Source organism: Luteococcus peritonei (assembly GCF_039526385.1).
GTDB classification, from domain to species: domain Bacteria; phylum Actinomycetota; class Actinomycetes; order Propionibacteriales; family Propionibacteriaceae; genus Luteococcus; species Luteococcus peritonei.
In genome coordinates this window covers 40926-65015 of record NZ_BAAAIX010000014.1, presented here as the reverse complement: position 1 = coordinate 65015, position 24090 = coordinate 40926, and the positions used below count along the sequence as shown (strand labels likewise).

The 24090-nt window shown below is 69.8% G+C and carries 18 protein-coding genes and 1 pseudogene; 4 read left to right on the top strand and 15 right to left on the bottom strand.

Annotated features, from left to right (window positions below):
• Nucleotides 1-41 precede the first annotated feature (41 nt).
• From ABD073_RS06720 to ABD073_RS06705, 4 genes and pseudogenes are all read left to right on the top strand, one after another.
• Nucleotides 42-1877: pseudogene (locus ABD073_RS06720) on the top strand (2-oxoacid:acceptor oxidoreductase subunit alpha); the annotation flags it as partial.
• A 227-nt stretch (nt 1878-2104) separates the two neighbouring features.
• Nucleotides 2105-3178 carry a 2-oxoacid:ferredoxin oxidoreductase subunit beta gene (locus ABD073_RS06715; protein WP_343873217.1) on the top strand — a complete coding sequence of 358 codons (1074 nt, stop codon included), beginning with the start codon at nt 2105-2107 and terminating at the stop codon, nt 3176-3178.
• 28 nt (nt 3179-3206) lie between these two features.
• Nucleotides 3207-5156 carry a M13 family metallopeptidase gene (locus tag ABD073_RS06710; protein WP_343873216.1) on the top strand — a complete coding sequence of 650 codons (1950 nt, stop codon included), beginning with the start codon at nt 3207-3209 and terminating at the stop codon, nt 5154-5156.
• A 73-nt stretch (nt 5157-5229) separates the two neighbouring features.
• Entirely contained in the window at nt 5230-6354 is a 1125-nt protein-coding gene (locus tag ABD073_RS06705; RefSeq protein ID WP_343873215.1) for an AMP-binding protein, read from the top strand.
• Here ABD073_RS06705 and ABD073_RS06700 read toward each other — a convergent pair.
• From ABD073_RS06700 to ABD073_RS06630, 15 genes are all read right to left on the bottom strand, one after another.
• Nucleotides 6341-7471 (bottom strand): aminotransferase class I/II-fold pyridoxal phosphate-dependent enzyme, encoded by a 1131-nt coding sequence (locus ABD073_RS06700; RefSeq protein WP_343873214.1) that lies wholly within the window; start codon nt 7469-7471, stop codon nt 6341-6343. The two genes, ABD073_RS06705 and ABD073_RS06700, sit on opposite strands and share 14 nt — an antisense overlap.
• A gap of 4 nt (nt 7472-7475) precedes the next feature.
• The gene (locus tag ABD073_RS06695; protein WP_386751702.1) at nt 7476-8450 is read right to left on the bottom strand and encodes a polyprenyl synthetase family protein; all 975 of its coding nucleotides are present in this window, start codon (nt 8448-8450) and stop codon (nt 7476-7478) included.
• A gap of 216 nt (nt 8451-8666) precedes the next feature.
• Nucleotides 8667-10256 (bottom strand): NADH-quinone oxidoreductase subunit NuoN, encoded by a 1590-nt coding sequence (nuoN, locus tag ABD073_RS06690; protein WP_343873212.1) that lies wholly within the window; start codon nt 10254-10256, stop codon nt 8667-8669.
• Nucleotides 10256-11773: an NADH-quinone oxidoreductase subunit M gene (locus tag ABD073_RS06685; protein ID WP_343873210.1), complete on the bottom strand. Its 1518-nt coding sequence runs from the start codon at nt 11771-11773 to the stop codon at nt 10256-10258. Before ABD073_RS06685 ends, nuoN begins: the two co-directional genes overlap by 1 nt.
• A 14-nt stretch (nt 11774-11787) precedes the next feature.
• Entirely contained in the window at nt 11788-13653 is a 1866-nt protein-coding gene (gene nuoL, locus ABD073_RS06680; protein ID WP_343873209.1) for an NADH-quinone oxidoreductase subunit L, read from the bottom strand.
• 52 nt (nt 13654-13705) lie between these two features.
• Nucleotides 13706-14005: an NADH-quinone oxidoreductase subunit NuoK gene (gene nuoK, locus ABD073_RS06675; RefSeq protein WP_343873208.1), complete on the bottom strand. Its 300-nt coding sequence runs from the start codon at nt 14003-14005 to the stop codon at nt 13706-13708.
• The gene (locus tag ABD073_RS06670; RefSeq protein WP_343873207.1) at nt 14002-14814 is read right to left on the bottom strand and encodes an NADH-quinone oxidoreductase subunit J; all 813 of its coding nucleotides are present in this window, start codon (nt 14812-14814) and stop codon (nt 14002-14004) included. Before ABD073_RS06670 ends, nuoK begins: the two co-directional genes overlap by 4 nt.
• Nucleotides 14811-15413, bottom strand: coding sequence for an NADH-quinone oxidoreductase subunit NuoI (gene nuoI / locus ABD073_RS06665; RefSeq protein ID WP_343873206.1), 603 nt, complete (start codon nt 15411-15413; stop codon nt 14811-14813). The genes ABD073_RS06670 and nuoI overlap by 4 nt, the downstream gene beginning before the upstream one ends.
• Nucleotides 15413-16735, bottom strand: coding sequence for an NADH-quinone oxidoreductase subunit NuoH (gene nuoH, locus ABD073_RS06660; RefSeq protein WP_343873205.1), 1323 nt, complete (start codon nt 16733-16735; stop codon nt 15413-15415). The genes nuoI and nuoH overlap by 1 nt, the downstream gene beginning before the upstream one ends.
• Nucleotides 16732-19221, bottom strand: coding sequence for an NADH-quinone oxidoreductase subunit G (locus ABD073_RS06655; RefSeq protein WP_343873204.1), 2490 nt, complete (start codon nt 19219-19221; stop codon nt 16732-16734). Before ABD073_RS06655 ends, nuoH begins: the two co-directional genes overlap by 4 nt.
• Nucleotides 19218-20585 (bottom strand): NADH-quinone oxidoreductase subunit NuoF, encoded by a 1368-nt coding sequence (gene nuoF, locus ABD073_RS06650; RefSeq protein ID WP_343873203.1) that lies wholly within the window; start codon nt 20583-20585, stop codon nt 19218-19220. Before nuoF ends, ABD073_RS06655 begins: the two co-directional genes overlap by 4 nt.
• A complete protein-coding gene (gene nuoE, locus ABD073_RS06645) occupies nt 20582-21328 on the bottom strand; it encodes an NADH-quinone oxidoreductase subunit NuoE (protein ID WP_343873201.1) in 747 nt (248 codons plus the stop codon). Before nuoE ends, nuoF begins: the two co-directional genes overlap by 4 nt.
• 64 nt (nt 21329-21392) lie before the next feature.
• The gene (locus ABD073_RS06640; protein WP_343873199.1) at nt 21393-22730 is read right to left on the bottom strand and encodes an NADH-quinone oxidoreductase subunit D; all 1338 of its coding nucleotides are present in this window, start codon (nt 22728-22730) and stop codon (nt 21393-21395) included.
• Nucleotides 22730-23530, bottom strand: coding sequence for an NADH-quinone oxidoreductase subunit C (locus tag ABD073_RS06635; protein WP_343873198.1), 801 nt, complete (start codon nt 23528-23530; stop codon nt 22730-22732). The genes ABD073_RS06640 and ABD073_RS06635 overlap by 1 nt, the downstream gene beginning before the upstream one ends.
• A complete protein-coding gene (locus ABD073_RS06630; RefSeq protein ID WP_343873196.1) occupies nt 23527-24072 on the bottom strand; it encodes an NADH-quinone oxidoreductase subunit B in 546 nt (181 codons plus the stop codon). The genes ABD073_RS06635 and ABD073_RS06630 overlap by 4 nt, the downstream gene beginning before the upstream one ends.
• Nucleotides 24073-24090: the final 18 nt, after the last annotated feature.

Genomic DNA, 24090 nt, shown 5'->3' with positions numbered 1-24090 from the left:
CTTGGAAGTCCGAGTGTCAGCTCCCCACGAAAGAGGCCACAGTGTCCGAAGGCCAGGCATCCGACGTCCACGTTCTCGAGCGGGTCGTGATCCGTTTCGCCGGTGACTCAGGCGACGGCATGCAGCTCACCGGAGACCGTTTCACCCATGACTCGGCAACCTTCGGCAACGACATCTCGACGCTGCCCAACTTCCCCGCCGAGATCCGTGCCCCCCAGGGCACGCTGCCGGGCGTCTCCAGCTTCCAGGTGCACTTCGCCAACTACGACATCGTCACCCCCGGTGACCGTCCCGACGTGCTGGTGGCGATGAACCCGGCGGCGCTGAAGGCGAACCTGAAGGACGTGCCGCGCGGTGGCCTGCTGATCGTCGACACCGCGGAGTTCACCAGGCGGAACCTCACCAAGGTGGGCTACGAGGCCAACCCGCTGGAGGACGGCTCGCTGGAGGACTACCACGTCGTGGCGCTGGACCTCACCGGCCTGGCCGTCGCCTCCGTCAAGGACTTCGGCCTGGGCCGCAAGGACGCCGGACGCAGCAAGAACATGTTCGCGCTGGGCCTGCTGAACTGGCTCTACAACCGGCCCACCGAGGGCACCGAGGAGTTCCTGGGCGAGAAGTTCGCCAAGAAGCCGGACATCCGCGACGCCAATGTCGCGGCCTTCCGGGCCGGCTACGCCTATGGCGAGACCACCGAGGAGTTCGCGGTGCGTTACGAGGTGGCCAAGGCGCCGATGGCGCCGGGCACCTACCGCCAGATCTCGGGCAACCTGGCCACCGCCTACGGCCTGATCGTGGGCGCCGAGAAGGCCGGTCTGCAGCTCTTCCTGGGCTCCTACCCGATCACCCCGGCCTCCGACATCCTGCACGAGCTGAGCAAGCACAAGTCCGAGGGCGTGATGACCTTCCAGGCCGAGGACGAGATCGCCGGCGTCGCCGCGGCGCTGGGCGCCTCCTTCGGCGGTGCCCTGGGCGTCACCTCCACCTCTGGCCCCGGCATCGCCCTGAAGGCCGAGACCATCGGTCTGGGCGTGATGACCGAGCTCCCGCTCGTGGTGGTGGACGTGCAGCGCGCCGGCCCGTCCACCGGCATGCCCACCAAGACCGAGCAGGCCGACCTGCTGCAGGTGATGTACGGCCGCAACGGCGAGGCCCCGCTGCCGGTGCTGGCCCCCAGTACCCCGGCCGACTGCTTCGAGATGGCCGTCGAGGCGGTGCGCTTCGCGGTCACGTACCGCACCCCGGTGGTGCTGCTCAGCGACGGCTACCTGGCCAACGGCGCCGAGCCCTGGCGGATCCCCGACCTGGACAGCATCGAGCCGATCGAGCCGAACTTCGCCACCGGCCCCAACGAGGGTGACAAGTTCCTGCCCTACAAGCGCGACCCCGAGACCCTGGCGCGCGACTGGGCGATCCCCGGCACCCCCGGCCTGGAGCACCGGATCGGCGGCATCGAGAAGGCCGACGGCACCGGCAACATCTCCTACGACCCCGCCAACCACGACAAGATGGTGCGACTGCGTCAGGCGAAGGTGGACGGCATCGTGCGCGACATCGCCGACGTCGAGGTGGACGACCCCTCCGGACAGGCACGCCTGCTGGTGCTGGGCTGGGGCTCCACCTACGGCCCGATCACCGCGGCGGTGCGCCGGGTGCGCGCCACCGGACGCAACGTCGCCCAGGCGCACGTGCGCCACCTGAACCCCTTCCCCGCCAACCTCGGCGAGGTGCTCAAGGCCTATGACCGGGTGATCGTGCCCGAGATGAACCTGGGCCAGTTCGCCATGATGCTGCGCGCCAAGTACCTGGTGGACGTGCAGAGCTATTCGCGCGTCTTCGGCCTGCCGATCAGTCTGAGCGAGCTGGCCGCCGACCTGGAGCACGAGATCGACGCCCTGGACGGCCGCGTCGAGGGCCCCTTCGACGAGGTCGAGGTCTCCGAGGGCCCCGGCAGCGAGGACATGGGCGACGGCGAGCTCGCCCCCGACGTCGAGCAGGCCAACCGGCCCACCGACGTCCCCACCACCACCAACCCCTCCTCCGACGTCGCCGAGAGCGTCGACGCCGACGGAACCTCCACCCAGACCAAGGCACAGGAGACCAAGTGACTGCCACCCAGAACCACAGCGAGGCCCCCGAGCGCCGCGGCGGGCTGGCGGGCGTGCCGCTGAGCATCGAGCCGCTGAACCGCAAGGACTTCACCAGCGACCAGGAGGTTCGCTGGTGCCCCGGCTGCGGTGACTACGCGATCCTGGCCGCCTTCCAGGGGATGATGCCCGAGCTGGGCATCAAGCGGGAGAACACCGTCATCGTCTCCGGCATCGGCTGCTCCTCGCGTTTCCCGTACTACGTGGACTCCTACGGCATGCACTCGATCCACGGGCGCGCCCCGGCGATCGCCTCCGGCCTGGCCGCCACCCGCCCCGACCTGGGCGTCTTCGTGGTGACCGGCGACGGCGATGCCCTCTCCATCGGCGGCAACCACCTGATCCACGCGCTGCGCCGCAACATGAACATCACCATCATGCTGTTCAACAACCGGATCTACGGCCTCACCAAGGGCCAGTACTCCCCCACCTCGGAGGCCGGCAAGGTCACCAAGTCCAGCCCGCTGGGCTCGGTGGACAGCCCCTTCAACCCGGTCTCGCTGGCGCTGGGCGCCGAGGCCGGCTTCGTGGCCCGCACCGTCGACTCCGACCGCGCGCACCTCACCGAGGTGCTGAAGGCGGCCGCCGACTACCGTGGCGCCGCGCTGGTGGAGATCTACCAGAACTGCCCGATCTTCAACGACGGCGCCTTCGAGGAGCTGAAGGGCCCGGCCTCGACCGAGTCCATCATCCCGCTGCGCCACGGAGAGCCGATCGTCTTCGGCGCCGACGACCACCTGGGCGTGGTGCAGCGCACCGACGGCTCGGTGGAGGTGGTGGAGGTCTCCGAGGTGGGCCTGGAGAAGATCCTGGTGCACGACGAGCACCATGACGACCCCTCACTGGCCTTCGCGCTGAGCCGGCTCACCGATGCCGGCGTGATGCACCGCTCCCCGATCGGCATCTTCCGCAACGTGGAGCGCCCGGCCTACGACGACCTGGCCCGACAGCAGATCGAGATGGCCCGCGGCGGCGGCGCCAAGGGGCTGCAGGCCATGGTCAACGGACGCGACACCTGGACGGTGCTGTGAGCTGGGCCGCTCGGGCTAGATTGGCCCGGTGACCACGACCCAGAACACCCTTCCCCGCCCGCAGGACGACTTCTTCCGCCACGTCAACGGCACCTACCTGGCGTCGACGCGGATCGATGCCGACAAGAGCTCGGCCGGCAGCTTCGTCGACCTCGCGGACGGCGCCCAGCGGGCCGTCCGCGAGCTGATCGACGAGCTGGCCGCTAACCGCAAGCCCCAGGCCGAGGTGCGCGACGAGCGGGACAAGGTGGCGGCGCTCTACGCCGACTATCTGGACGAGGCGGCGGTCGAGTCCGCCTCCGCCTCGGCCCTGTCCGAGCAGCTGGCGCGCGTCGAGGCCATCACGGACCTCGACGCCCTGGCCCGCCACTGGGGCTGGTCGCTGCGCCACGGCACCGCGAGCGTGGTCAACCTGTTCGTCGACTCCGACATGGGCGACCCGCGGGTCTACGCCCCCTTCTGGGTGCAGTCCGGCCTGGGGCTGCCTGATCGCGACTACTACCTGGCCGAGGAGCACGCCGAGATCCGCAGCGCCTACCTGGCGCACGTCGAGCGGATGCTGGCCCTGGCCGGCGTCGAGCAGGCCGCGAGCCAGGCCCAGCAGGTGCTGCTGCTGGAGACCGAGATCGCCCAGTGCCACTGGGACCGGGTGCGCAACCGGGAGATGACCCAGCGCTACAACCCGATGTCCTTCACGGAGCTGGCGGAGCTGGCGCCCGGTCTGCGGCTGCGCCAGGTGGCCGAGGGCGCCGGGATCGACGGCCAGGCGCTGGGCGAGCAGCACATCGTCTGCCAGCCCAGCTTCTTCTCCGAGGTGGCCGAGCTGGTCACCGAGGAGCGGATCGGGCAGTGGCTGGCCTGGGCGCGCTGGGCGATGGTGAACTCGCTCGCCCCCTGGCTCGGCGCCGAGATGGTGGACGCCGACTTCGACTTCTACTCGCGCACCCTGAACGGCATCGAGCAGAACAAGCCGCGCTGGAAGCGGGGCGTCGCCCTGGTGGAGTCCTACCTGGGCGATGCACTGGGCAAGCTCTACGTCGAGCGCCACTTCCCGGCCAGCTCCAAGGCCCGGATGGACGTCATGGTGCAGCACCTGCTGCAGGCCTATGGCGAGTCGATCCGCAACCTCGACTGGATGGGCGAGCAGACCCGTGAGGAGGCGCTGCACAAGCTGGCCACGTTCCGGCCCAAGATCGGCTACCCGGACAGCTGGCGCGACTACTCCGCCCTCGAGGTGGTGCCCGGGGACCTGGTGGGCAATGTGCTGCGCGCCGGCGAGCACGAGTTCTGCCACCAGACCGGCAAGCTGCCCGGCCCGGTGGATCCCGACGAGTGGCTGATGCTGCCGCAGACGGTGAACGCCTACTACCACCCGCTGCGCAACGAGATCGTCTTCCCGGCGGCCATCCTGCAGCCGCCCTTCTTCGACGCCGAGGCCGACGATGCACTGAACTACGGTGGCATCGGCTCGGTGATCGGCCACGAGATCGGGCACGGTTTCGACGACCAGGGCTCCACCTGCGACGGCGAGGGGCGGCTGCGCAACTGGTGGACCGACGAGGACCGGGCGGCCTTCAGCGAGCGCACCGGGGCCCTGGTGGACCAGTACGACGCCCTGGTCCCCCAGCAGTTCGCGGACCAGCCGGAGGCGCCCCACGTCAACGGCCGGCTCACCATCGGGGAGAACATCGGCGACCTCGGGGGCCTGGGCATCGCGCTGAAGGCCTACCGGATCGCCTGCGGCGGCGAGGCCGACGACGAGCAGTTGCGTCGCCTGTTCACCGGCTATGCCACCATCTGGTGCTCCAAGATCCGTGACGAGGCGCTGCGGGTGCGACTGGCCACCGATCCGCACTCCCCCGCGGAGTTCCGCTGCAACCAGATCGCCTCCAATGTCGACGACTTCCACCGCGTCTTCGACGTGCAGCCCGGCGACGGGATGTGGCTGGAGCCGGAGCGGCGGGTCAGCATCTGGTGACTTGAGGGGGCTCATTGAACAGTGTTCAATGAGCCCCACTAGGATCGGCCCATGGCACGCCCCCCTGGTCACCTTGCCCCCGGCTGAAGGCTGTTCGCAGGCGGTCGACGGTCTGGCGCTGCGGCAGCTGGAGACCATGCTCGAGGGCGGAGCAGCACTCGCCCTGGGCCCGGTGCTGCGCCCGCTGGCGGGCCGCGAGGTGGACGACGAGATGGCGGTGGTCTGCGCCACCTCCGGCACCACCGGTCGGCCGAAGGCCGCGCTGCTGGACACGCAGGCGCTCACCCGCTCGGCCCGGGCCGTGCTGCAGGTGCTGGGCGGTCCCGGCCAGTCCCTGCTGGCGGTGGCGCCCTGGCACATCAGCGGGCTGTCGGTCTGCCTGCGCAACCTGCTGCACGAACTGCCCACCATCCGCCTCGGGCCCGGGCCCTTCACCGGGGCCGGCTTCGCGCAGGGGGTACGGCGACTGGATCCGACCGCGCCGCGACACTACTCGATGGTGGTGCCCACCCAGCTGCGACGCCTGCTGGCCTGCCCCGAGGGACGGGCCGCCGCGGCCGACCTCGACGCGTTGATCGTGGGCGGCGCGGCACTGTCCCCCGCCCTGCGTGGCGAGGCCGAGCAGGCCGGCATCCGGGTGGTGGAGGGCTACGGCTGCAGCGAGACCACCGGCGGCTGCGTCTACGACGGGCTCCCGCTGCCCGGGGTCGCGATCAGCCTCGCCACACAGGGCCGGATCAGCCTGCACGGCGCGCCCGTGGCCCTGGGCTACTTGGACCGGCCGGAGCTGGACCATGCCTTCGGCCATGACGCGCGCGGGCGCAGCTTTCGCACCGAGGACCACGGCCACCTCGACGACCAGGGGCGGTTGGTGGTGCTCGGGCGGCTCGACGAGGTGATCAACAGCGGGGGCCTGAAGGTGGCGCCCCGCATCGTCGAGGAGGCGATGGCCCAGCTGCCCTGGCCGGCCGAGGTGCTGGTGCTGGGCTCCCCCGACCCCGAGTGGGGCGAGGCGGTCACAGTGCTGGCCTGCGGTGGAGGGCCCCGGCCCACCGTGGCCGAGCTGCGTGAGGCGCTGCGGGCCGAGCTGCCCGCCCATGCCCTGCCCCGACGCCTGGAGTGGGTGGAGAAACTGCCCACCACACCGAACGGCAAGCCGGACCGGCGCGCGGCCCGGTCCCTGCTCAGCGGCCGATGAAGCCAGCGACCACGCCCACCGCGTGGTCCAGCTGGGCATCGGTGAGCTCGGCGTGACAGGTCATCCGCAGCCGCGACTGCCCGTCGGGGCTGGACGGCGGCCGGAAGCATCCGATCCGCACCGACTGCTCGCGTGCCGCGGCGACGGCCTCGACGGCCTGCTGCGGCCCGGGCACTCGAACGCTGAGCACGGCCCCCGCGGGCACCTCCAGCCCGAGGCCAGCGGCCAGCCGTGCCATGGCCTGCCGAACGGCACCGAGCCGCCAGTCCTCCTGGCGCAGCGCCTGCATCGCCCCGAGGGCCGCCCCGGCCGCCGCGGGCGCCAGACCGGTGTCGTAGATGAAGGGACGCGCCGTGTTCACCAGGTGGTCCACCACCTCGTCGGGCCCCAGCACCACGCCTCCCTGGGCGGCCAGCGACTTGGACAGCGTCATGGTGACCACCAGGTGGTCACGGTGGCGCTGCCACAGCCCGTGGGCCGCCACCAGGCCGGCGCCGCCCGGTCCGGCCATGCCCAGCCCGTGCGCCTCGTCCACCAGCAGGGTGGCGCCGTGGCGCTCGGCCAGCGCGGCGAGCTCGGGCAGCGGCGCGGCGTCACCGAGCACGCTGTAGATGGACTCGGCCAGCAGCAGGCACCGTGGGGTCTCCACCGCGCGCAGCAGCCGTTCCACGTCGTCGAGGTCGTTGTGGCGCGAGACCACCACGCTCCCCCGGGCCAGCCGGGCGGCATCCACCAGCGAGGCGTGGACGTGGGCGTCGGAGATGATCGTGGTGCCGGCATCGGCCAGAGCGGTGACGGCGGCGAGGTTGGCCTGGTAGCCGCTGGACAGCACCAGCGCCTGCTCGGCCCCGCACAGGTCGGCCAGCTCGCGCTCCAGGCGGCTGTGCACCTCGACGGTGCCACTCACCAGGCGGGAGGCGCCGGCCCCGCCACCGTGCGCCGCGACCTCCTCCTGGGCCCCGGCGAGCACCAGCGGATGGTGCAGCAGGGCCAGGTAGTCGTTCCCGGCGAGATCGACCAGGTCAGCGGGCCCCCGTTCACCGAGGGTGCGCCGCAGGCCCTGCTGCTGGCGTCGGGCGGCCTGCTGGCGCAGGTGCTGCAGCAGCGGGCTGGTCATCGGCTCAGTTGCTGCGGCTCACCAGGTCGTTGCAGACCTTGGCCAGGGCGTCCTTGGCGGGACCCTCGGGCAGCGGTTCCAGGTGGGCGAGCGCCAGGTCGGCATGGCGCTGCACCTCGGCGCGGGCCCGCTCGATCACCGGGTGGGCACGCAGCGCCTCCAGGGTCCGGGCCAACCGGTCATCGTCGGACAGGTCCCCGGCCACCATCTGCTGCAGCTCGGCATCGGCCGGGTCGATGGAGGCCTTCAGCATCAGCGTGGGCAGGGTGGGGATGCCCTCGCGCAGGTCGGTGCCGGGCGTCTTGCCGGTGACATTGCTGGTGATGTCGATGATGTCGTCGGAGAGCTGGAAGACCACGCCGATCTCCTCGCCGAAGGCCGACAGCGCGTCCAGCACCTGCTGCGGCGCACCGGCCACCATGCCGCCGAAGACGGCCGACGTGGCGATCAGCGAACCGGTCTTGTCGGCCACCACCTGCAGGTAGTGCTCCAGCGGGTCGTCACCGGCCTGCGGACCGCGGGTCTCGGCGATCTGGCCCTGCACCAGGCGGGCGAAGGTCTCGGCCTGCAGCCGGACGTAGTCGGTGCCGAGGTCGGCCACCGTGGTGGAGGCCCGGGCGAACAGGTAGTCGCCCACCAGGATGGCGATCGAGTTGTCCCAGCGGCGGTTGGCGCTGGGCGCCCCGCGTCGCAGGTCGGCATCGTCCATCACGTCGTCGTGGTAGAGGCTCGCGACATGGGTCAGCTCCACCACGAGCGCCGCGCGGACCAGGTCGGTCTCGTCGGCCTCGCCGCCGAAGTGGGAGCCCAGGTTGACCAGCAGCGGGCGGAAGCGCTTGCCACCGGCGTCGATGATGTGGCGGGCCGCCTCGGTCACGAAAGGGCTGTCGGCCACGGCGGCCTTGACGAGCTCCTCCTCGATGACGGCCAGTCGACGGGTGAGCGAGGCCTCGAAGTCCTCGTCCACAACCTGGGTCACGATGCTCCTCATTTCTGGTGGCGCCCTGTGCAGGGCCAACCTCGTCCCAGCCTAGTGCTTGGCCGACCCCCGGCCCAATCCGCGGGCGCCCCCGGCCGCGAGGCGCCCCGGCTGGCACGGCGTCCCTCGACCCGCTCCGGGTCTCGCCGCCGCCGTGGTGGACGTGCGACGGGGCCCCGACCATCAGGTCGGGGCCCCGTCACGGCTGCACAGACGTCAGCGCAGGAAGATCGACGCCTTCTGGGCCAGGTCGAGCAGCGGACCGCTCCACACGCCGAGGGCCAGGGTGCCCAGGGCACCCAGCGCGACGACCAGCCAGGTCATCCAGGAGGCGCTCACCACCCCGACCTCGTCGTCCACCGGGTCACGGAAGAACATGACCACGATCAGCCGGACGTAGATGAAGGCTGCCACGACGCTCAGCGCGATGGCGGTGGCCACCAGCCAGGCGTAACCGCCCTTCCAGGCCGCGGTGAAGGCGACCAGCTTGCCGATGAAGCCCGCGGTCGGCGGGATGCCGGCGAAGCTCAGCAGGAAGAGCGTCATCAGGCCGGCGACCAGCGGGTTGCGACGCCCGATGCCCTGCCAAGCAGCCAGGCTGGTGGCCTCGCCACCGGCCTTGCGGACCATGGTCACCAGGCCGAAGGCGCCCAGCGTGGCCAGGCCGTAGGCGGCCAGGTAGAAGAGCACGGAGGCCGTGGACCCGATGCCGCCCGGACGCAGGCCGTTGGCGGCGGTGACCGCTCCGGTGACCGCCACCAGGATGAAGCCCGCGTGGGCGATCGAGGAGTAGGCCAGCAGGCGCTTGACGTCGGTCTGGGTCAGCGCCAGGACCGAGCCGACGACCATGGTGAGCACGGCCACCGCGGCCAGCATCGGCTGCCAGTCCCAGCGGGCGCCGCCGAGTGCCACGTAGAGCACGCGCATCAGCGCCACAACGGCGGCGAACTTGGTGCAGATCGCCATGAAGCCGGTGACCGGGGTGGGCGAACCGGTGTAGACGTCGGGGGTCCAGGAATGGAAGGGAGCCGCACCGACCTTGAACAGCAGGCCGATGGTGACCAGCGCCATGCCCGCCAGCAGCAGGCCGTTGCCCTGGCTGGCAGCGCTCACCGCGGCGTCGATGCGACGCAGCTGGAAGCTGCCCGCGTAGCCGTAGAGCAGCGCGGTGCCGTACAGGAAGAAGGCGCTGGACAGGGCGCCCAGCAGGAAGTACTTCAGCGCGGCCTCCTGGCTCAGCATCCGGCGACGACGCGCCAGGCCGGCCAGCAGGTAGAGCGGCAGGGAGAAGATCTCCAGCGCCACGAACATCACCAGCAGGTCGTTGGCGGCGGCGAAGAGCATCATGCCGAACAGGCTGAACATCAGCAGCGGGAAGACCTCGGTGTGCTCGGCGCGCGCGGCGATCGCCTCGCGCTCCAGCGGGGAGCCGGGGACCGAGGAGCCCATCGCGGTGAACTGCGACTGGCCGTTGGCCACCCGACGCTCCGCGAAGAGCAGCGCCGCCATCAGGCCGAAGACCAGCAGGGCGCCCCACACGAAGTAGGTGGGCCCGTCGACGGCCACCGAGCCGACGGCGTCGATGGTGGTGCTGCCGATCATCCAGTTGCGCACCAGGTAGAACAGGGCGCTCAGCAGGGTCACCGCGGTGACGATGAGCTGTGCTCCGTAGCGCGGGCCGCGCTTGCTGGTGGACTCCACCAGCATGGCCAGGCAGGCGCCCACCAGCACCAGCATGAGCGGTGCCAGCAGCCGGAAGTCCAGCGAGGGGGCGGTGATCTGCAGGGGGGCGAGCAGGTTGTTCATCACTTCTCCCCCTTCACGATCGGAGCCGGATCAGTCATGCCGACCAGTGCCATGGTGTCCTTCGCAGTGTTCTCGGTGACCTGCATCATCGGCTTCGGCACGAAGCCCAGGCCGATCAGGAGGGCGACGAGCGGGACCATCACGGCCTTCTCGCGCCAGTCCAGGTCGTTGTCGGTGAAGTGGGCGGCGCTCTGCTCGGTGACCGGGCCGGTCATGGTGCGCTGGTACATGCGCATCACGTAGACCGCGGCCAGCACCGTGCCGATGGCGGCCACGGCCACCAGGCGCGGGTGGCGCTGCCAGGCGCCGGCCATCACCAGGAACTCGCTCACGAAGGAGGAGGTGCCCGGCAGGGCCAGGGCCGACAGGCCGCTGACCAGCAGCAGGCCGGCAGCCACCGGGGCGAGCTTCTGCACGCCGCCGAAGGCGTCGATGTCGGCGGTGCCGCGACGGCGGACCAGGAAGCCCACCGCCAGGAAGAGCGCCGCGGTGGAGAAGCCGTGGTTCAGCATGTAGAAGATCGAGGCGTTCAGGCTGGTGGTGGTGAAGGCGAAGATGCCCAGCACCATGAAGCCGAAGTGGCTGATCGAGGTGTAGCTGACCAGGCGCAGCAGGTCGCGCGAGCCGACGGCCATGAGGGCGCCGTAGAGGATGCTGAGCACCGCGAGCCCGAGCACCACCGGGGTGGCCCACTTGCTGGCCTCCGGGAAGAGCTCGAGGCAGAAGCGGATCATGCCGAAGGTGCCGATCTTGTCGAGGATGGCCACCAGCAGCGTCGAGGCGCCGGGGGTGGACTGCTCGGCGGTGTCGGGCAGCCAGGTGTGCACCGGCACCATGGGGGCCTTGATCGCGAAGGCGATGAAGAAGGCCAGCCACAGCCAGCGCCCGACCGAGCCGTCGAGCTGCAGGGCCCGCAGGTCGTCCAGCAGGAAGCTGGGGTTGCCGCTGGCCGCGGAGTGGGCGCCCAGGCCGATGATGCCGAGCAGCATCACGAGGCCACCGGCGAGTGAGTAGAGCAGGAACTTCAGGGCCGCCTGGCCGCGACGGGGACCGCCCCAGCCGCCGATCAGGAAGTACATCGGGATCAGCGTGGCCTCGAAGAAGATGTAGAAGAGCAGCGCGTCGGTGGCCATGAAGACGAACAGGGCCAGGCCCTCGAGGACCAGCGCCAGCGCGAAGAAGGTGCTGGTGGACCAGGAGGCGGAACGGCGACGCTCGTCGCGATCACCCACGTGCCACTCGGCGAGCAGCACGATGGGGACCAGGACCACGGTCAGCAAGACCATGGCCTTGGCCATGCCGTCCAGACCGAGCGCGTAGTGGGCGCCGATGGACTCGATCCACAGGTGGTCCTCGGCGAGGCTCCCGTTCGAGAAGAAGGCCCACAGGCCGAGCGCGAGGGTGACCAGGCTGATGGCCAGGCCGAGCGTCTTGCCGGCACCTCCCTTCACGAAGAACAGGACCAGGCCACCGACGATCGGCACGAGTGCCAGCACGGTGAGCAGGGGGAAAGTCATTTTTTCTCCTCCCCTCAGGCCAGCTGGCCGAGGATCAGTGCCAGCCCGACCAGGATCGCGCCGACGACCATGGTGAGGGCATAGGAGCGGACGAATCCGTTCTGCAGCTTGCGGACAATCGTGGACATGCCGGCCAGGCCGCCGGCCGAGCCCATCACGGCACCGTCGACCACACCGCGGTCGAAGTGCTGCAGGAAGCCAGCCAGCTTGCGGGTGGGCTCCACCACGACGGCATGGTTGACGGCGTCGCCGTAGAGGTCGTTGCGGCCCGCGAGGGAGAGCACATTGCCGGTGGCGGGCTCGTAGCTGGGGATGTCCTTGCGGAAGAAGAACCAGCCCAGCGCGACGCCCAGCGCGACGGTGGCCATGGTCAGCCAGCCGATCCCGGTGATGTGCACCAGACCGGTGTGGTGGACCTCGGCACCGGTGGCGGGCTCGAGCCAGTCACCGATCCAGTTGTTCATCACCGCGCCGGCGACGATGGACAGCACCGCCAGGATGACCAGCGGGATGGTCATGGTGGCCGGGGACTCGTGCGGGTGCACGCCCTTGAGCCAGCGCTTCTCGCCGAAGAAGGTCATCATCATCAGGCGGGTCATGTAGAAGGCGGTGACCAGCGCGCCGAGCAGGGCCAGGGCGCCGAAGACCGGGGACTTCTCGAAGGCCGCCTCGATGATGTGGTCCTTGGAGTAGAAGCCGGCGGTGAACGGGAAGCCGATGATGGCCAGGTAGCCCATGGCGAAGGTGAGGAAGGTGATGGGCATCGCCTTGCGCAGCGCACCGAAGTGGCGCATGTCCACGTCGTCGTCCATCCCGTGCATCACCGAGCCGGCGCCCAGGAACATGTTGGCCTTGAAGAAGCCGTGGGTGATCAGGTGGAAGATCGCGAAGGCGGCGCCGATCGGGCCCAGGCCGGCGGCGAGCATCATGTAGCCGATCTGGCTCATGGTGGAGCCGGCGAGCACCTTCTTGATGTCGTCCTTGCTGGTACCGATCCAGGCGCCGAAGAGCAGGGTGACGGTGCCCACGATGGCCACGGCCAGCTGGGCGGTCTCGGTCTGCTCGTAGACGTGGTGGCTGCGCACCACCAGGTAGACGCCGGCGGTCACCATGGTGGCGGCGTGGATCAGGGCCGAGACCGGGGTCGGGCCCTCCATGGCGTCGAGCAGCCAGGCCTGCAGCGGCACCTGCGCCGACTTGCCGCAGGCGGCGAGCAGCAGGAAGAGGCCGATCAGGGTGGCCCAGGTGGGCGAGACGTGGGCCATGCCCTCGTTCACGTCGGTGAAGGAGGCGGAGCCGAAGAGCGCGAACATCGAGAAGATCGCGAACATCAGGCCCAGGTCACCCACGCGGTTCATCACGAAGGCCTTGGTACCGGCGGCGGCCGCCGAGGCCTTGTGCTGCCAGAAGCTGATCAGCAGGAAGGAGGCCAGGCCGACGCCCTCCCAGCCGACGAAGGTGACGACGTAGTTGTTGGCCAGCACCAGGGTCAGCATCGCCGCGATGAACAGGTTCAGGTAGGCGAAGAAGCGACGACGGCGCACGTCGTGGGCCATGTAGCCGATCGAGTAGATGTGGATCAGCGATCCGACACCGGTGATCAGCAGCGCGAACAGGATGGACAGCTGGTCCACCAGCAGGCCCACCTCCAGGTGCCAGTCTCCGGTCTGGAAGAGCGTCCACAGGTGGCTGGTGACGGCGCGCTGGGCCTCGTCGGCCATCAGCATCTCGCCGAACAGGCAGCAGGCGATGGCGAAGGACCAGAGCACCGCCGCGGTGGCGAGCAGGTGGCCCCACTTGTCGGTGACCCGTCCGGCGAGCAGCAGGAAGGCTGCCACCAGGCCGGGCACCGCGATCATCGTCCACGCGAGGCGGAACATTCCGCTCGCGGCGACGGGTTGCACAATCTCGAGAAGATTCACCGATGCCCCCTCAGTACTTCAGCAGGTTCGCGTCGTCGACCGAGGCCGAGCGTCGGGTTCGGAATACGGTCACGATGATGGCCAGGCCGACCACCACCTCGGCAGCTGCCACGACCATCACGAAGAAGCTCGCGATCTGGCCGTCCAGGTTGCCGTGCATGTGGGCGAAGTTGACCATCGCCAGGTTCGCCGAGTTGAGCATCAGCTCGATCGACATGAAGGCCACCAGCGCATTGCGGCGCAGCAGGAAGCCCAGGACGCCGAGCGAGAACAGGATGGCGCTCAGCACCAGGTAGTAGTTCGGGTTCATTCCCGGCCCTCCTCGGCCTTGACGGACTCGATGGCGGCGAACGCCTTGCGGGTGGGGCCGCTGAGCTCCGAGGGGTCCACGACCACGCCGCGGTCCGCCATGGCCTGGACCACCGAGTTCTCGGCGATGCTGCCGTCGGGCAGCAGGGCCGGGGCCTGCACGGAGTTGCTGCGGGCGTAGACGCCGGGCGAGGGCAGCGGGCCCGGGTGGGCGCCCTCGTCGGCATAGCGCCGCATCCGCTCGGCCAGCTGGCCGGCCTGGCGCACCTTCGGTCGCAGCTGCTCGCCGTGGGCGAGCACCATGGCGGCGAGCGCGGCGGTGATCAGCAGCGCCGCGGTGGCCTCGAAGGCGAAGACGTACTTGGTGAAGATCAGCGCCGCGAGGCTCTGGACGTGACCGCCCTCGGCGGCGTTCGCAGCGTCCAGGCCCACCGGGCTCCCCTTCAGACCGCGCGCGACGGCCCCCACGAGCAGGACCACGAAGCCCAGGGCGGCCAGCGCCGAGGCGACGCGGTGGCCCTTGAGGGTCTCCACGAAGGAGTCCGTGGTGTCGACGCCGACCAGCATCATCACGAACAGGAAGAGCATCAGGATGGCGCCCATGTAGACGATGATCTGCACCACGAACAGGAAGGGTGCGTCCAGCGAGGCGTAGAGCCCGGCCAGCGCGATCATCATCATGGCCAGCGAGAGCGCGGAGTGCACCGGCTTGCGGCTCAGCACCATGCCCAGCGCGCCGAGCACGGCGATCGGGGCGAGGATCCAGAAGGCGACCGCCTGGGCGGTCACGAGCGGGACGAGGTTGGTCATTTCACTCCCCCATGGGTGGTGGTGTCCGCAGCGGCGCGCGCGCCGGCCTCGGTGGCACCGCCGGTGGTGGCGGTGCGCACGTCGGGCTGGCCCGAGGCCGGCAGGCCCAGGAAGTAGTCCTTCTCGTCGTCGCCGAGGCGACGCGGGTGAGGAGGCTGCTCCATGCCGGTCAGCAGCGGTGCGAGCAGGCGGTCCTTCTCGTAGATCAGCACCTCGCGGGTGCGATCGGCGAGCTTGAACTCATTGGTCATGGTCAGCGCGCGGGTGGGGCACGCCTCGATGCACATGCCGCAGAAGATGCAGCGCAGGTAGTTGATCTGGTAGACGCGGCCGTAGCGCTCACCGGGCGAGTAGCGGTCCTGGTCGGTGTTGTCACCGGCCTCGACGTAGATCGCGTCGGCCGGGCAGGCCCAGGCGCACAGCTCGCAGCCGACGCACTTCTCCAGGCCGTCGGGCCAGCGGTTCAGCTGGTGACGCCCGTGGAAGCGCGGCGCGAAGACCTTCTCCTTGCCCTTCTGGGGATAGCCCTGGGTGAAGGTCTTGCGGAACATGGTGCGGAAAGTGATGCCGAAACCGGCCCACTGGTCGAAGAGGCCCATCAGGCGTCAGCTCCGTTCTTGGTGGTCACGTTCTCGTCGCTCAGCACGACGCCATCGGCGCCCGGCAGGCTGCGGCCGGGCATCGGCGGCACCGGGTATCCGCCGGCGAAGGCATTGAAGTCGGGCTCCTCCAGCACGCCGGTGGGCTTCTCGTCGCGGCCGCCACCCCACAGCAGCCAGACCAGCAGCACCAGGGCGGCTGCCGCCATCAGCCCGGCCAGCACGTAGCGGGCCGTGCCGGTGGCGCCCATCGAGGCCTTCATCAGGGTGACGCACAGGATCCAGGCCAGGCTGAACGGGATGAGCCGCTTCCAGCCGATGTGCATGAACTGGTCGTAGCGGAAGCGCGGCAGCGAACCACGGCACCAGATCAGGCAGAAGATCATGAGCTGCGTCTTGACGAAGAACCAGAGCACGCCCCACCAGCCACCGTCCATGAAGGTCATGTTGAACGGGAAGGGGGCCCGGTAGCCACCGAAGAAGAGGGTGACCGCCAAGGCGCTCAGGGTGGCCATGTGGATGAACTCGGCCAGGTAGTAGGTGCCGTAGCGGAAACCGGTGTACTCGGTGGAGTAGCCGCTGACCAGCTCCTGCTCGCACTCCGACAGGTCGAAGGGCGGGGTGTTGGACTCGGCCAGGATCGAGATGAAGTAGACGCAGAAGCTCGGGAAGAGCACCAGCGCGTACCAGCTCGGCAGCGGCACGTCGACGCCGAAGAGGTTCAGGTGGTTGGCCTGCGCCTCGACGATCTGCGAGGTGGACATGGTGCCCGCCATCAGGAAGACCGCCACCAGCGACAGGCCCATGGCGACCTCGTAGGAGATCATCTGGGCGCTGGCGCGCAGGCCGCCGAGCAGCGAGTAGGAGTTGTCCGAGGACCAGCCGGCCAGCACCAGGCCGTAGACCGCCATGGAACCGGTGGCCAGGGTGAAGAGCACCGCGATCGGCAGGTCGGTGACCATCAGGTGGGTGCGGTGGCCGAAGAAGTTCACCTCACCGGCCAGCGGGATGACCGCCCACGGCGCGAAGGCGCAGACGCCGGCGATCACCGGGGCCAGCTTGAAGACCGTGCGGTCGGTGCCCTCGGGGATGAAGGTCTCCTTGAACAGGAGCTTCATGCCGTCGCCGATGGCCTGCAGCAGGCCGCCGGGCGAGTTCATGATGGGGCCCTTGCGGTTCTGCATCTTGCCCAGCACGCGGCGCATGAACCACACGTTGAACAGGCACCACAGCAGCTGCAGCGTGAAGACGGCCAGCACCTTGACGAGCGTGATCCACCACGGGTCAGGGCCGAAGACCGATGAAGCATTCAGTGGCGTCATGCCACACCTCCAACCATCGAGGGATCAACCTGCGCGGAGCCGGCGGCCCCGTGGGTAAGGCTCTGGGCCGGCTCCAGCACGACCCGGTCACCAGCGGCGGCACCCAGCACCTGGACACCGGCGGGGGCGGTCTGGGTGGGCACCCAGACGACGCCGTCGACCATGCTCGGCTCCACCGCGACGGGCAGCTGCACGGCTCCCCGCTCCCCGCGGACCACGGCGGTGCCGCCGGTCAGCAGGCCGTGGGCCTGCGCGGTGGCCGGGGAGATCCGGGCCACGGGCTGCGGGGCGACGTCGGTGAGGTGCTGCGCATTGGCCACCCCGGCGGAGCGGTCCAGCAGCAGGCGCCAGGTGGCCAGCCGCAGGCCGTCGCCGGCCTGTTCGGCCGCTGCGGCCTGGCCGGTGGCCTGCGCCGCGGGACGCTGGCCCTCCCAGGCGCCCAGCTCGGTGAGCTCGGCGGAGGCCTGGGCGGCATTGCGCACCTTCAGGTCGGCACCCATGGCGTCGGCCAGCGCGGCCAGCACCCGGATGTCGGTCATCGGGGAGGTGTTCTGCTTGTTGACCACGTTGACCGTGCGGCTGCGGTGCTCCCAGTTGGTGAAGTGGCCCGACTGCTCCTCGACCAGTGAGACCGGGAAGACCACGTTGGCGCGCTCGGACACCTCGGAGAGGCGCTGCTCCAGGCTGACCAGGAAGCCCACCTGCTCCAGGGCGGCGCGGGCCGCCTCCGGATCACGCAGGTCCGCCAGCTCGACGCCGGCCACCACCAGGGCCGCCAGGCCACCGTCGGCGGCGGCCTGCAGCATCTGCTCGGCGTCCAGGCCGGGCTGCGCGGGCAGTCCGTCGACACCCCAGGTGGTCTGCACGTCGACGCGGGCGGCGGCATCGGTGACCGCACGGCCACCGGGCAGCAGGTTGGGCAGGCAGCCGGCCTCCAGCGCGCCCATGTCACCCGCGCGACGCGGGATCCAGGCCAGGCGGGCGCCGGTGCTGTCGGCCAGCTGGCCGGCGGCGGTCAGGGTGCCCGCGGACAGGCCCGCACGCTCCCCCACCAGGATGATGCTGCCGGCATCCAGCTGGACCGGCTCGCCGTCGGCGGTGGCCAGGTTGGCCAGCACCTGGGCCTCGGTGCCCGGAAGGGCCGGGACCAGGGTGGCGTCCATCTTGCGCGAGCCGTTGCTCAGGTGGGTGCCGACGGTGAAGACCTTGAGCCGGTTCTTCTGGGCGGCCTTGCGCAGCCGCAGGAAGACGATCGGGCTCTCGTCCTCGGGCTCGAAGCCCACCAGCACGACGCTGGAGGCCTGCTCGAGGTCGGCATAGGTGACCGACTCGGCCAGCGTGCGACCGGCCACCCGGGCGGCCAGGAAGTCGGCCTCCTCGGTGGACAGCGGACGGGAGCGGAAGTCGATGTTGTTGGTCCCCAGCACCGAACGCGCGAAGCGGCTGTAGGCGTAGGCCGCCTCGTCCAGCAGGCGACCGCCGGTGAGCACGCCCACCTTCTGGGCGGCCTGGCGCAGGCCGGTGACGGCCGCGTCGATGGCCTCGTGCCAGCTGGCGGGCTCCAGCACGCCGCCGCGACGCACCAACGGGGTGGTGAGCCGGTCGGCGCCGCGGGCGTAGAGGAAGGCGAAGCGACCCTTGTCGCAGTTCCACTCCTCGTTCACGTCCATGTCGTGGCCGGCCAGGCGGCGCTTGACCTGGTAGTGACGGTGGTCGGTGCGCAGCTCACAGCCCGAGGCGCAGTGCTCGCAGCTGGTGGTGGTGCTCACCAGGTCGAAGGGCCGCGACTGGAAACGGTAGTCCGAGCTGGTCAGGGCACCCACCGGGCAGATCTGGATGACATTGCCCGAGAAGTAGGAGTCATAGGCGTGCTCGCCGTCGGTGCCGATCTGGCTGAAGGCACCGCGCTCCTGCAGGTTGATGAAGGGATCACCGGAGATCTGCGAGGAGAAGCGGGTGCAGCGCTGGCACAGCACGCAGCGCTCGCGGTCCAGCAGCACCAGCTTGGAGATGTTGACCGGCTTGGCGAAGGTGCGCTTGGCGCCCTCGTAGCGGCTCTCGCCACGGCCGTGGGACATGGCCTGGTTCTGCAGCGGGCACTCGCCGCCCTTGTCGCAGATCGGGCAGTCCAGCGGGTGGTTGATGAGCAGGAACTCGAGCATGCCCTCCTGCATCTTGGCCGCCACCGGGCTGGAGACCGCGGTGTTGACCTGCATGCCGGGCATCACCGTGGTGGTGCAGGCGGCCGAGGGCTTCATCGGGCGACCGTTGCCCCCGTCGGGGATGTCCACCATGCACTGGCGGCAGGCGCCGGCCGGGTCGAGCAGCGGATGGTCGCAGAAGCGGGGGATCTCGATGCCCACGCTCTCGGCGGCACGGATGATCAGGGTCCCCTTCGGGGCGCTCATCTCGATGCCGTCGAGGGTGAAGGTCACCTCTTCGGGCTTGGCCACGGGTGCATTGGCCTTGTTGGTGTCGACGCTCATGCGTGTGCTCCAGTGTTCTCGACGGCGGCGGGGTCGGCCACCGCGGGCGCGACGGTGCGGGCCGTGGGATCGGCGAACAGGGCGCTCTTCTCGTAGGGGAACAGCTCCCAGGCCGGGGTGTGGTAGCCGGCCTCGAACTCCTCACGGAAGTGCTTGATGGCGCTCTGGACACAGGCCACGGCGCCGTCGGCCAGGGTGCAGAAGGACTTCATCGACATGTTGTCGGTGACATCCAGCAGCTTCTCGATGTCGCCCGGCTGTGCGGTGCCGGCCTCGAAGTTGCGCAGGGTCTGCACCAGCCACCAGTTGCCCTCGCGGCAGGGGGTGCACTTGCCGCAGGACTCGTGCTTGTAGAACTCCACCCAGCGCAGGGTCGAACGGACCACCGAGGTGGTCTCGTCGAAGGTCTGCAGCGCCTTGGTGCCCAGGATCGACCCGGCGCCGGAGACGGCCTCGTAGTCCAGCGGGATGTCGAGGTGCTCGGCGGTGAAGATCGGGGTGGAGGAACCGCCGGGGGTGAAGAACTTCAGCTCGTGGCCCTCGCGGATGCCGCCCGACATCTCCAGCAGCTGGCGCATGGTGATGCCCATCGGCGCCTCGTACTGGCCGGGACGCTTCACGTGGCCGGAGACCGAGTAGAGCGTGTAGCCATTGCTCTTCTCGGTGCCCATGTGGGCGAACCAGTCCTTGCCGTTGGCGATGATGCTGGGCACCGAGGCGATGGACTCCACGTTGTTCACCACGGTGGGCGAGGCGTAGAGGCCGGCGACGGCCGGGAAGGGCGGGCGCAGGCGGGGCTGGCCGCGACGACCCTCGAGGGAGTCGAGCAGCGCGGTCTCCTCGCCGCAGATGTAGGCGCCGGCGCCGGCGTGGACGATGATGTCCAGGTCGTAGCCGGTGCCCAGGATGTTCTTGCCCACGTAGCCGGCCGAGTAGGCCTCGCGCACGGCCTGCTGGACGCGACGGATCACGTGCAGCACCTCGCCGCGGATGTAGATGAAGGCGGTGTGGGAGTTGATGGCATAGGAGCTGATGATGACGCCCTCCACCAGGGTGTGGGGGCTGGCCATCATCAGCGGCATGTCCTTGCAGGTGCCCGGCTCCGACTCGTCGCCGTTGACGACGAGGTACTTCGGGTTCGGGTTGTCCTGCGGCACGAAGGACCACTTCATGCCGGTCGGGAAGCCGGCGCCGCCACGGCCGCGCAGGCCGGCGTCCTTGACCAGGTTCACCACGTCGGTGGGCTGCATCTGCAGCGCCTTGCGCAGCGCGCCGTAGCCGCCGCGTCGCTCGTAGTTGGTGATCTTCCAGGAACGGTCGTCCGCCCAGTTGGCGGACAGCACCGGGGTGAGGGTGTCGGTCACTTCGACTCCTCCTGGGTGGGGGCAGGGATGTCTGCCGGGTCGGGTGCGTGCCAGCCGTGCTCCTGCGCGACGCGCAGGCCGTGCAGCGAGGGATCGCCGGCGGAGGGGCCCTCGTCGGCGCGGCCGTCGGGGAAGCCGGCGAGCACGCGCTCGGCCTCCTTCCAGCTGGTGATGGTGGCGCCACGGGTGGCGTGGACCTCCTGGCCCGAGGCCAGGGCGTCGATCAGCTCGTCGGCCTTCTCGGGGGTCATGTTGTCCATGAACTCCCAGTTGACCATCATCACCGGCGCGTAGTCGCAGGCCGCATTGCACTCGACGCGCTCCAGCGAGAACTTGCCGTCGCTGGTGGTCTGGCCCTCGGCGATGCCGAGCTTGCGCTCCATGCAGCTCATCAGGATGTCGCCGCCCAGCACCGCGCACGTGGTGGTGGTGCACACGCCGATGTGGTGCTGGCCGGCCGGGCGACGCTTGTACATCGTGTAGAAGGTGGCCACGCCGGAGACCTGCGCCTCGCTCATGCCCACGATCTCGGCGGCGATGCGGATGCCGGCCGGGGAGATGCGGCCGTCGATGGACTGCACCAGGTGCAGGATCGGCAGCAGCGCGGAGCGCTTGTGCGGGTAGCGGTCCGCGATGGACTGCATCTCCGCGATGCCGTTGGCGTCGATCAGCGTCGACTCGTCGGAGAAGTCGACACCGCCCTCGGCGTCGTCGAAGTGGGACTGGAACTCGTGGCCGCTCATGCGGTGGCCTCCTTGGCTGCGGGGGGTTCGAGGGGGGTCGTGCCCCCTGCTGCGACGCGGGACCTCATCGGTCCACGCCACCCATCACGGGGTCGATGGAGGCGACGGCCGGGATGATGTCGGAGAGCATGCCGCCCTCGCACAGCGCCGGCAGCGCCTGCATGTGGTTGAAGCCTGGGTCGCGCAGGTGGGCGCGGAAGGGACGGGTGCCGCCGTCGCTGACCAGGTGCATGGACAGCTCGCCGCCGGGTGCCTCGACGGAGGTGTAGACCTGGCCGGCCGGCACCTGGAAGCCCTCGGTGACGATCTTGAAGTGGTGGATCAGCGCCTCCATGGACTCGCCCATGATGTGCTTGATGTGCTCGTTGGAGTTGCCCTGGCCGTCGGGGCCCAGGGAGAGCTGCGCCGGCCACTTGACGTGCGGGTCCTCCACCATCACCGGCTGGCCCATGGTGGCCTCCAGCTTGTCGAGGCACTGCTTGAGGATGCGCACCGACTGCTGCATCTCCTCGACGCGGATCCGGAAGCGCCCGTAGCAGTCCTGGGTGTCCCAGGTGACCACGTCGAAGTCGTAGTTCTCGTAGCCGCAGTAGGGCTGCACCTTGCGCAGGTCCCAGGGGTGACCGGTGGCGCGCAGCGGCGGGCCGGTGACACCGAGCGCCATGCAGGCGGTCAGGTCCAGCGTCGCCACGTCCTCGAGCCGGGCCCGGAAGACCGGGTTGGCATTGCAGAAGGCGCCGATCTCGGGCAGGTGCTTGTCCAGCCAGTGGATCAGCTCGCGCAGCCGGTCGAGGCCGTCGTCGGGCAGGTCGCAGGCCACGCCGCCGGGGCGGATGAAGGCATTGTTCATGCGCAGGCCGGTGATGGCCTGCAGGAACTCCAGGCACATCTCTCGCTCGCGCAGCGCGACCTCGGCCACCGAGGTGGCACCCAGCTCGAGGCTGCCGGTACCGACGGCCACCAGGTGGGAGGCGATCCGGTTGACCTCCATCACCAGAACGCGCATCACGTCGGCACGCTCGGGCACCGTGATGCCCAGCAGCTTCTCCACGCCGAGGCAGTAGACCGCCTCGTTGAACATGTTCGCCACGTAGTTGGCGCGGGTGATGTAGGTCACGCCCTGGGTCCAGGTGCGGAACTCCATGTTCTTCTCGATGCCGGTGTGCAGGAAGCCGATGCCGGGGCGCAGCGAGACGACGTTCTCGCCGTCCAGCTCCAGCACCATGCGCAGCACGCCGTGGGTCGAGGGGTGGTGCGGGCCGAAGTTGACCACGATGGTCTCGTCACCGCGCTCCGCCTGCTCGTGCACGATCTCGTCCCAGTCGGAACCCTGGGTGAGGTAGACGTGGTCCGCGGGAGCCTCGTTGGGCTGCGCGTACAGGTCGTTCATGGCGTGGCTCATCAGTAGCTCCTGCGCTGGTCCGGCGGGGGCACCGTCGCACCCTTGTACTCGACGGGGATGCCGCCCAGGGGGTAGTCCTTGCGCTGCGGGTGACCCACCCAGTCGTCCGGCATCAGGACGCGGGTGAGGGCCGGGTGGCCGTCGAAGACGATCCCGAACATGTCCCAGGTCTCGCGCTCGTGGTAGTTGGCCATCGGGTAGGTGTCCACCACCGAGGGGATGTGCGGGTGGCCGTCGGGCAGGCTCACCTCGAGGCGGAACCGGCGGTTGTGGGTCAGCGAGAGCAGGTGGTAGACCACGTGCAGCTCCTCCCCCGCCATGTCGGGATAGTGCACACCGCTCACGCCGCTGAGGATCTCGAAGCGCAGGTCCGGGTCGTCACGCAGCGCGCGGCAGACCGCCTGGATGTGCTCGGGACGCACGAAGATGGTCAGCTCGCCGCGGTCCACCAGGACCCGGCCGGTGCCGTGGCCCGGCACCAGCTGCTCGAGCCGGTCGGCCACCTGGTCGAACCAGCCGCCGTAGGGGCGCTGGGCGATGCCGGGGAACTCGACCGTGCGCATCATGCCGGCATAGCCCGAGGTGTCGGGCGAGGTCTTGCCCCACATGCCCTCGGACTTCTTGACGACATAGGGCTCGACGGCGGGCGCCTCGACCTGGTCCAGGCCGATCTCGCCCGACTGCTGCGCGTCCTCGCGCTCCACGCCGGCCTTGGGGGCGGCCTCCGGGGAGGTCACCTTCTCGTCGATGGTCTTGCCGCTGTCCAGGTTGCCCTGGGTGGGCCTGGTCTCGTCGCTCATCGCATGAGGCCCTTCATCTCATGGGTGGGGGTGGCCACCAGGGCGGCGGCCTCGTCGCGCTCCTGCTTGCGCTGCATGTCGCCCAGCAGCGGGTAGTGCTGGATGTCGGAGCGCAGCTTGAAGATGGCGTCGATCAGCTGGTCCGGGTTGGGCGGGCAGCCGGGCAGGTAGTAGTCGACCGGCACGATGTGGTCGCAGCCCTGCACGATCGCGTAGTTGTTGAAGATGCCGCCCGAGGAGGCGCAGGCGCCCATCGAGATGACCCACTTGGGGTTGGGCATCTGGTCGTAGAGCTGGCGCACGACCGGGGCCATCTTCTGGCTCAGCCGGCCGGAGACGATCATCAGGTCCGCTTGACGCGGCGAGGCGCGGAAGACCTCATGGCCCCAGCGGGCGGCGTCGTGGCGCGGGCCGCCGTAGGAGATCATCTCGATGGCGCAGCAGGCCAGACCCATCGTGAGCGGCCAGAAGGAGGTCTTGCGCAGCCAGCCCACCAGGGCCTCGGAGGAGGCGAGCAGGACGCTGCCGTCTTCGTTGGTCATGTTGATTTCCCTTCGATC

What these genes read in the sequence shown, in the direction of transcription:
- ABD073_RS06700 (WP_343873214.1), bottom strand. Translation starts at nt 7,471, where the DNA reads ATGACCAGCCCGCTGCTGCAGCACCTGCGCCAGCAGGCCGCCCGACGC.
- nuoN (WP_343873212.1), bottom strand. Translation starts at nt 10,256, where the DNA reads ATGAACAACCTGCTCGCCCCCCTGCAGATCACCGCCCCCTCGCTGGAC.
- ABD073_RS06685 (WP_343873210.1), bottom strand. Translation starts at nt 11,773, where the DNA reads ATGACTTTCCCCCTGCTCACCGTGCTGGCACTCGTGCCGATCGTCGGT.
- nuoL (WP_343873209.1), bottom strand. Translation starts at nt 13,653, where the DNA reads ATGTTCCGCCTCGCGTGGACGATGATCGCGGTGCCCGGCCTGGTGGCA.
- nuoK (WP_343873208.1), bottom strand. Translation starts at nt 14,005, where the DNA reads ATGAACCCGAACTACTACCTGGTGCTGAGCGCCATCCTGTTCTCGCTC.
- ABD073_RS06670 (WP_343873207.1), bottom strand. Translation starts at nt 14,814, where the DNA reads ATGACCAACCTCGTCCCGCTCGTGACCGCCCAGGCGGTCGCCTTCTGG.
- nuoI (WP_343873206.1), bottom strand. Translation starts at nt 15,413, where the DNA reads ATGGGCCTCTTCGACCAGTGGGCCGGTTTCGGCATCACTTTCCGCACC.
- nuoH (WP_343873205.1), bottom strand. Translation starts at nt 16,735, where the DNA reads ATGACGCCACTGAATGCTTCATCGGTCTTCGGCCCTGACCCGTGGTGG.
- ABD073_RS06655 (WP_343873204.1), bottom strand. Translation starts at nt 19,221, where the DNA reads ATGAGCGTCGACACCAACAAGGCCAATGCACCCGTGGCCAAGCCCGAA.
- nuoE (WP_343873201.1), bottom strand. Translation starts at nt 21,328, where the DNA reads ATGAGCGGCCACGAGTTCCAGTCCCACTTCGACGACGCCGAGGGCGGT.
- ABD073_RS06640 (WP_343873199.1), bottom strand. Translation starts at nt 22,730, where the DNA reads ATGAGCCACGCCATGAACGACCTGTACGCGCAGCCCAACGAGGCTCCC.
- ABD073_RS06635 (WP_343873198.1), bottom strand. Translation starts at nt 23,530, where the DNA reads ATGAGCGACGAGACCAGGCCCACCCAGGGCAACCTGGACAGCGGCAAG.
- ABD073_RS06630 (WP_343873196.1), bottom strand. Translation starts at nt 24,072, where the DNA reads ATGACCAACGAAGACGGCAGCGTCCTGCTCGCCTCCTCCGAGGCCCTG.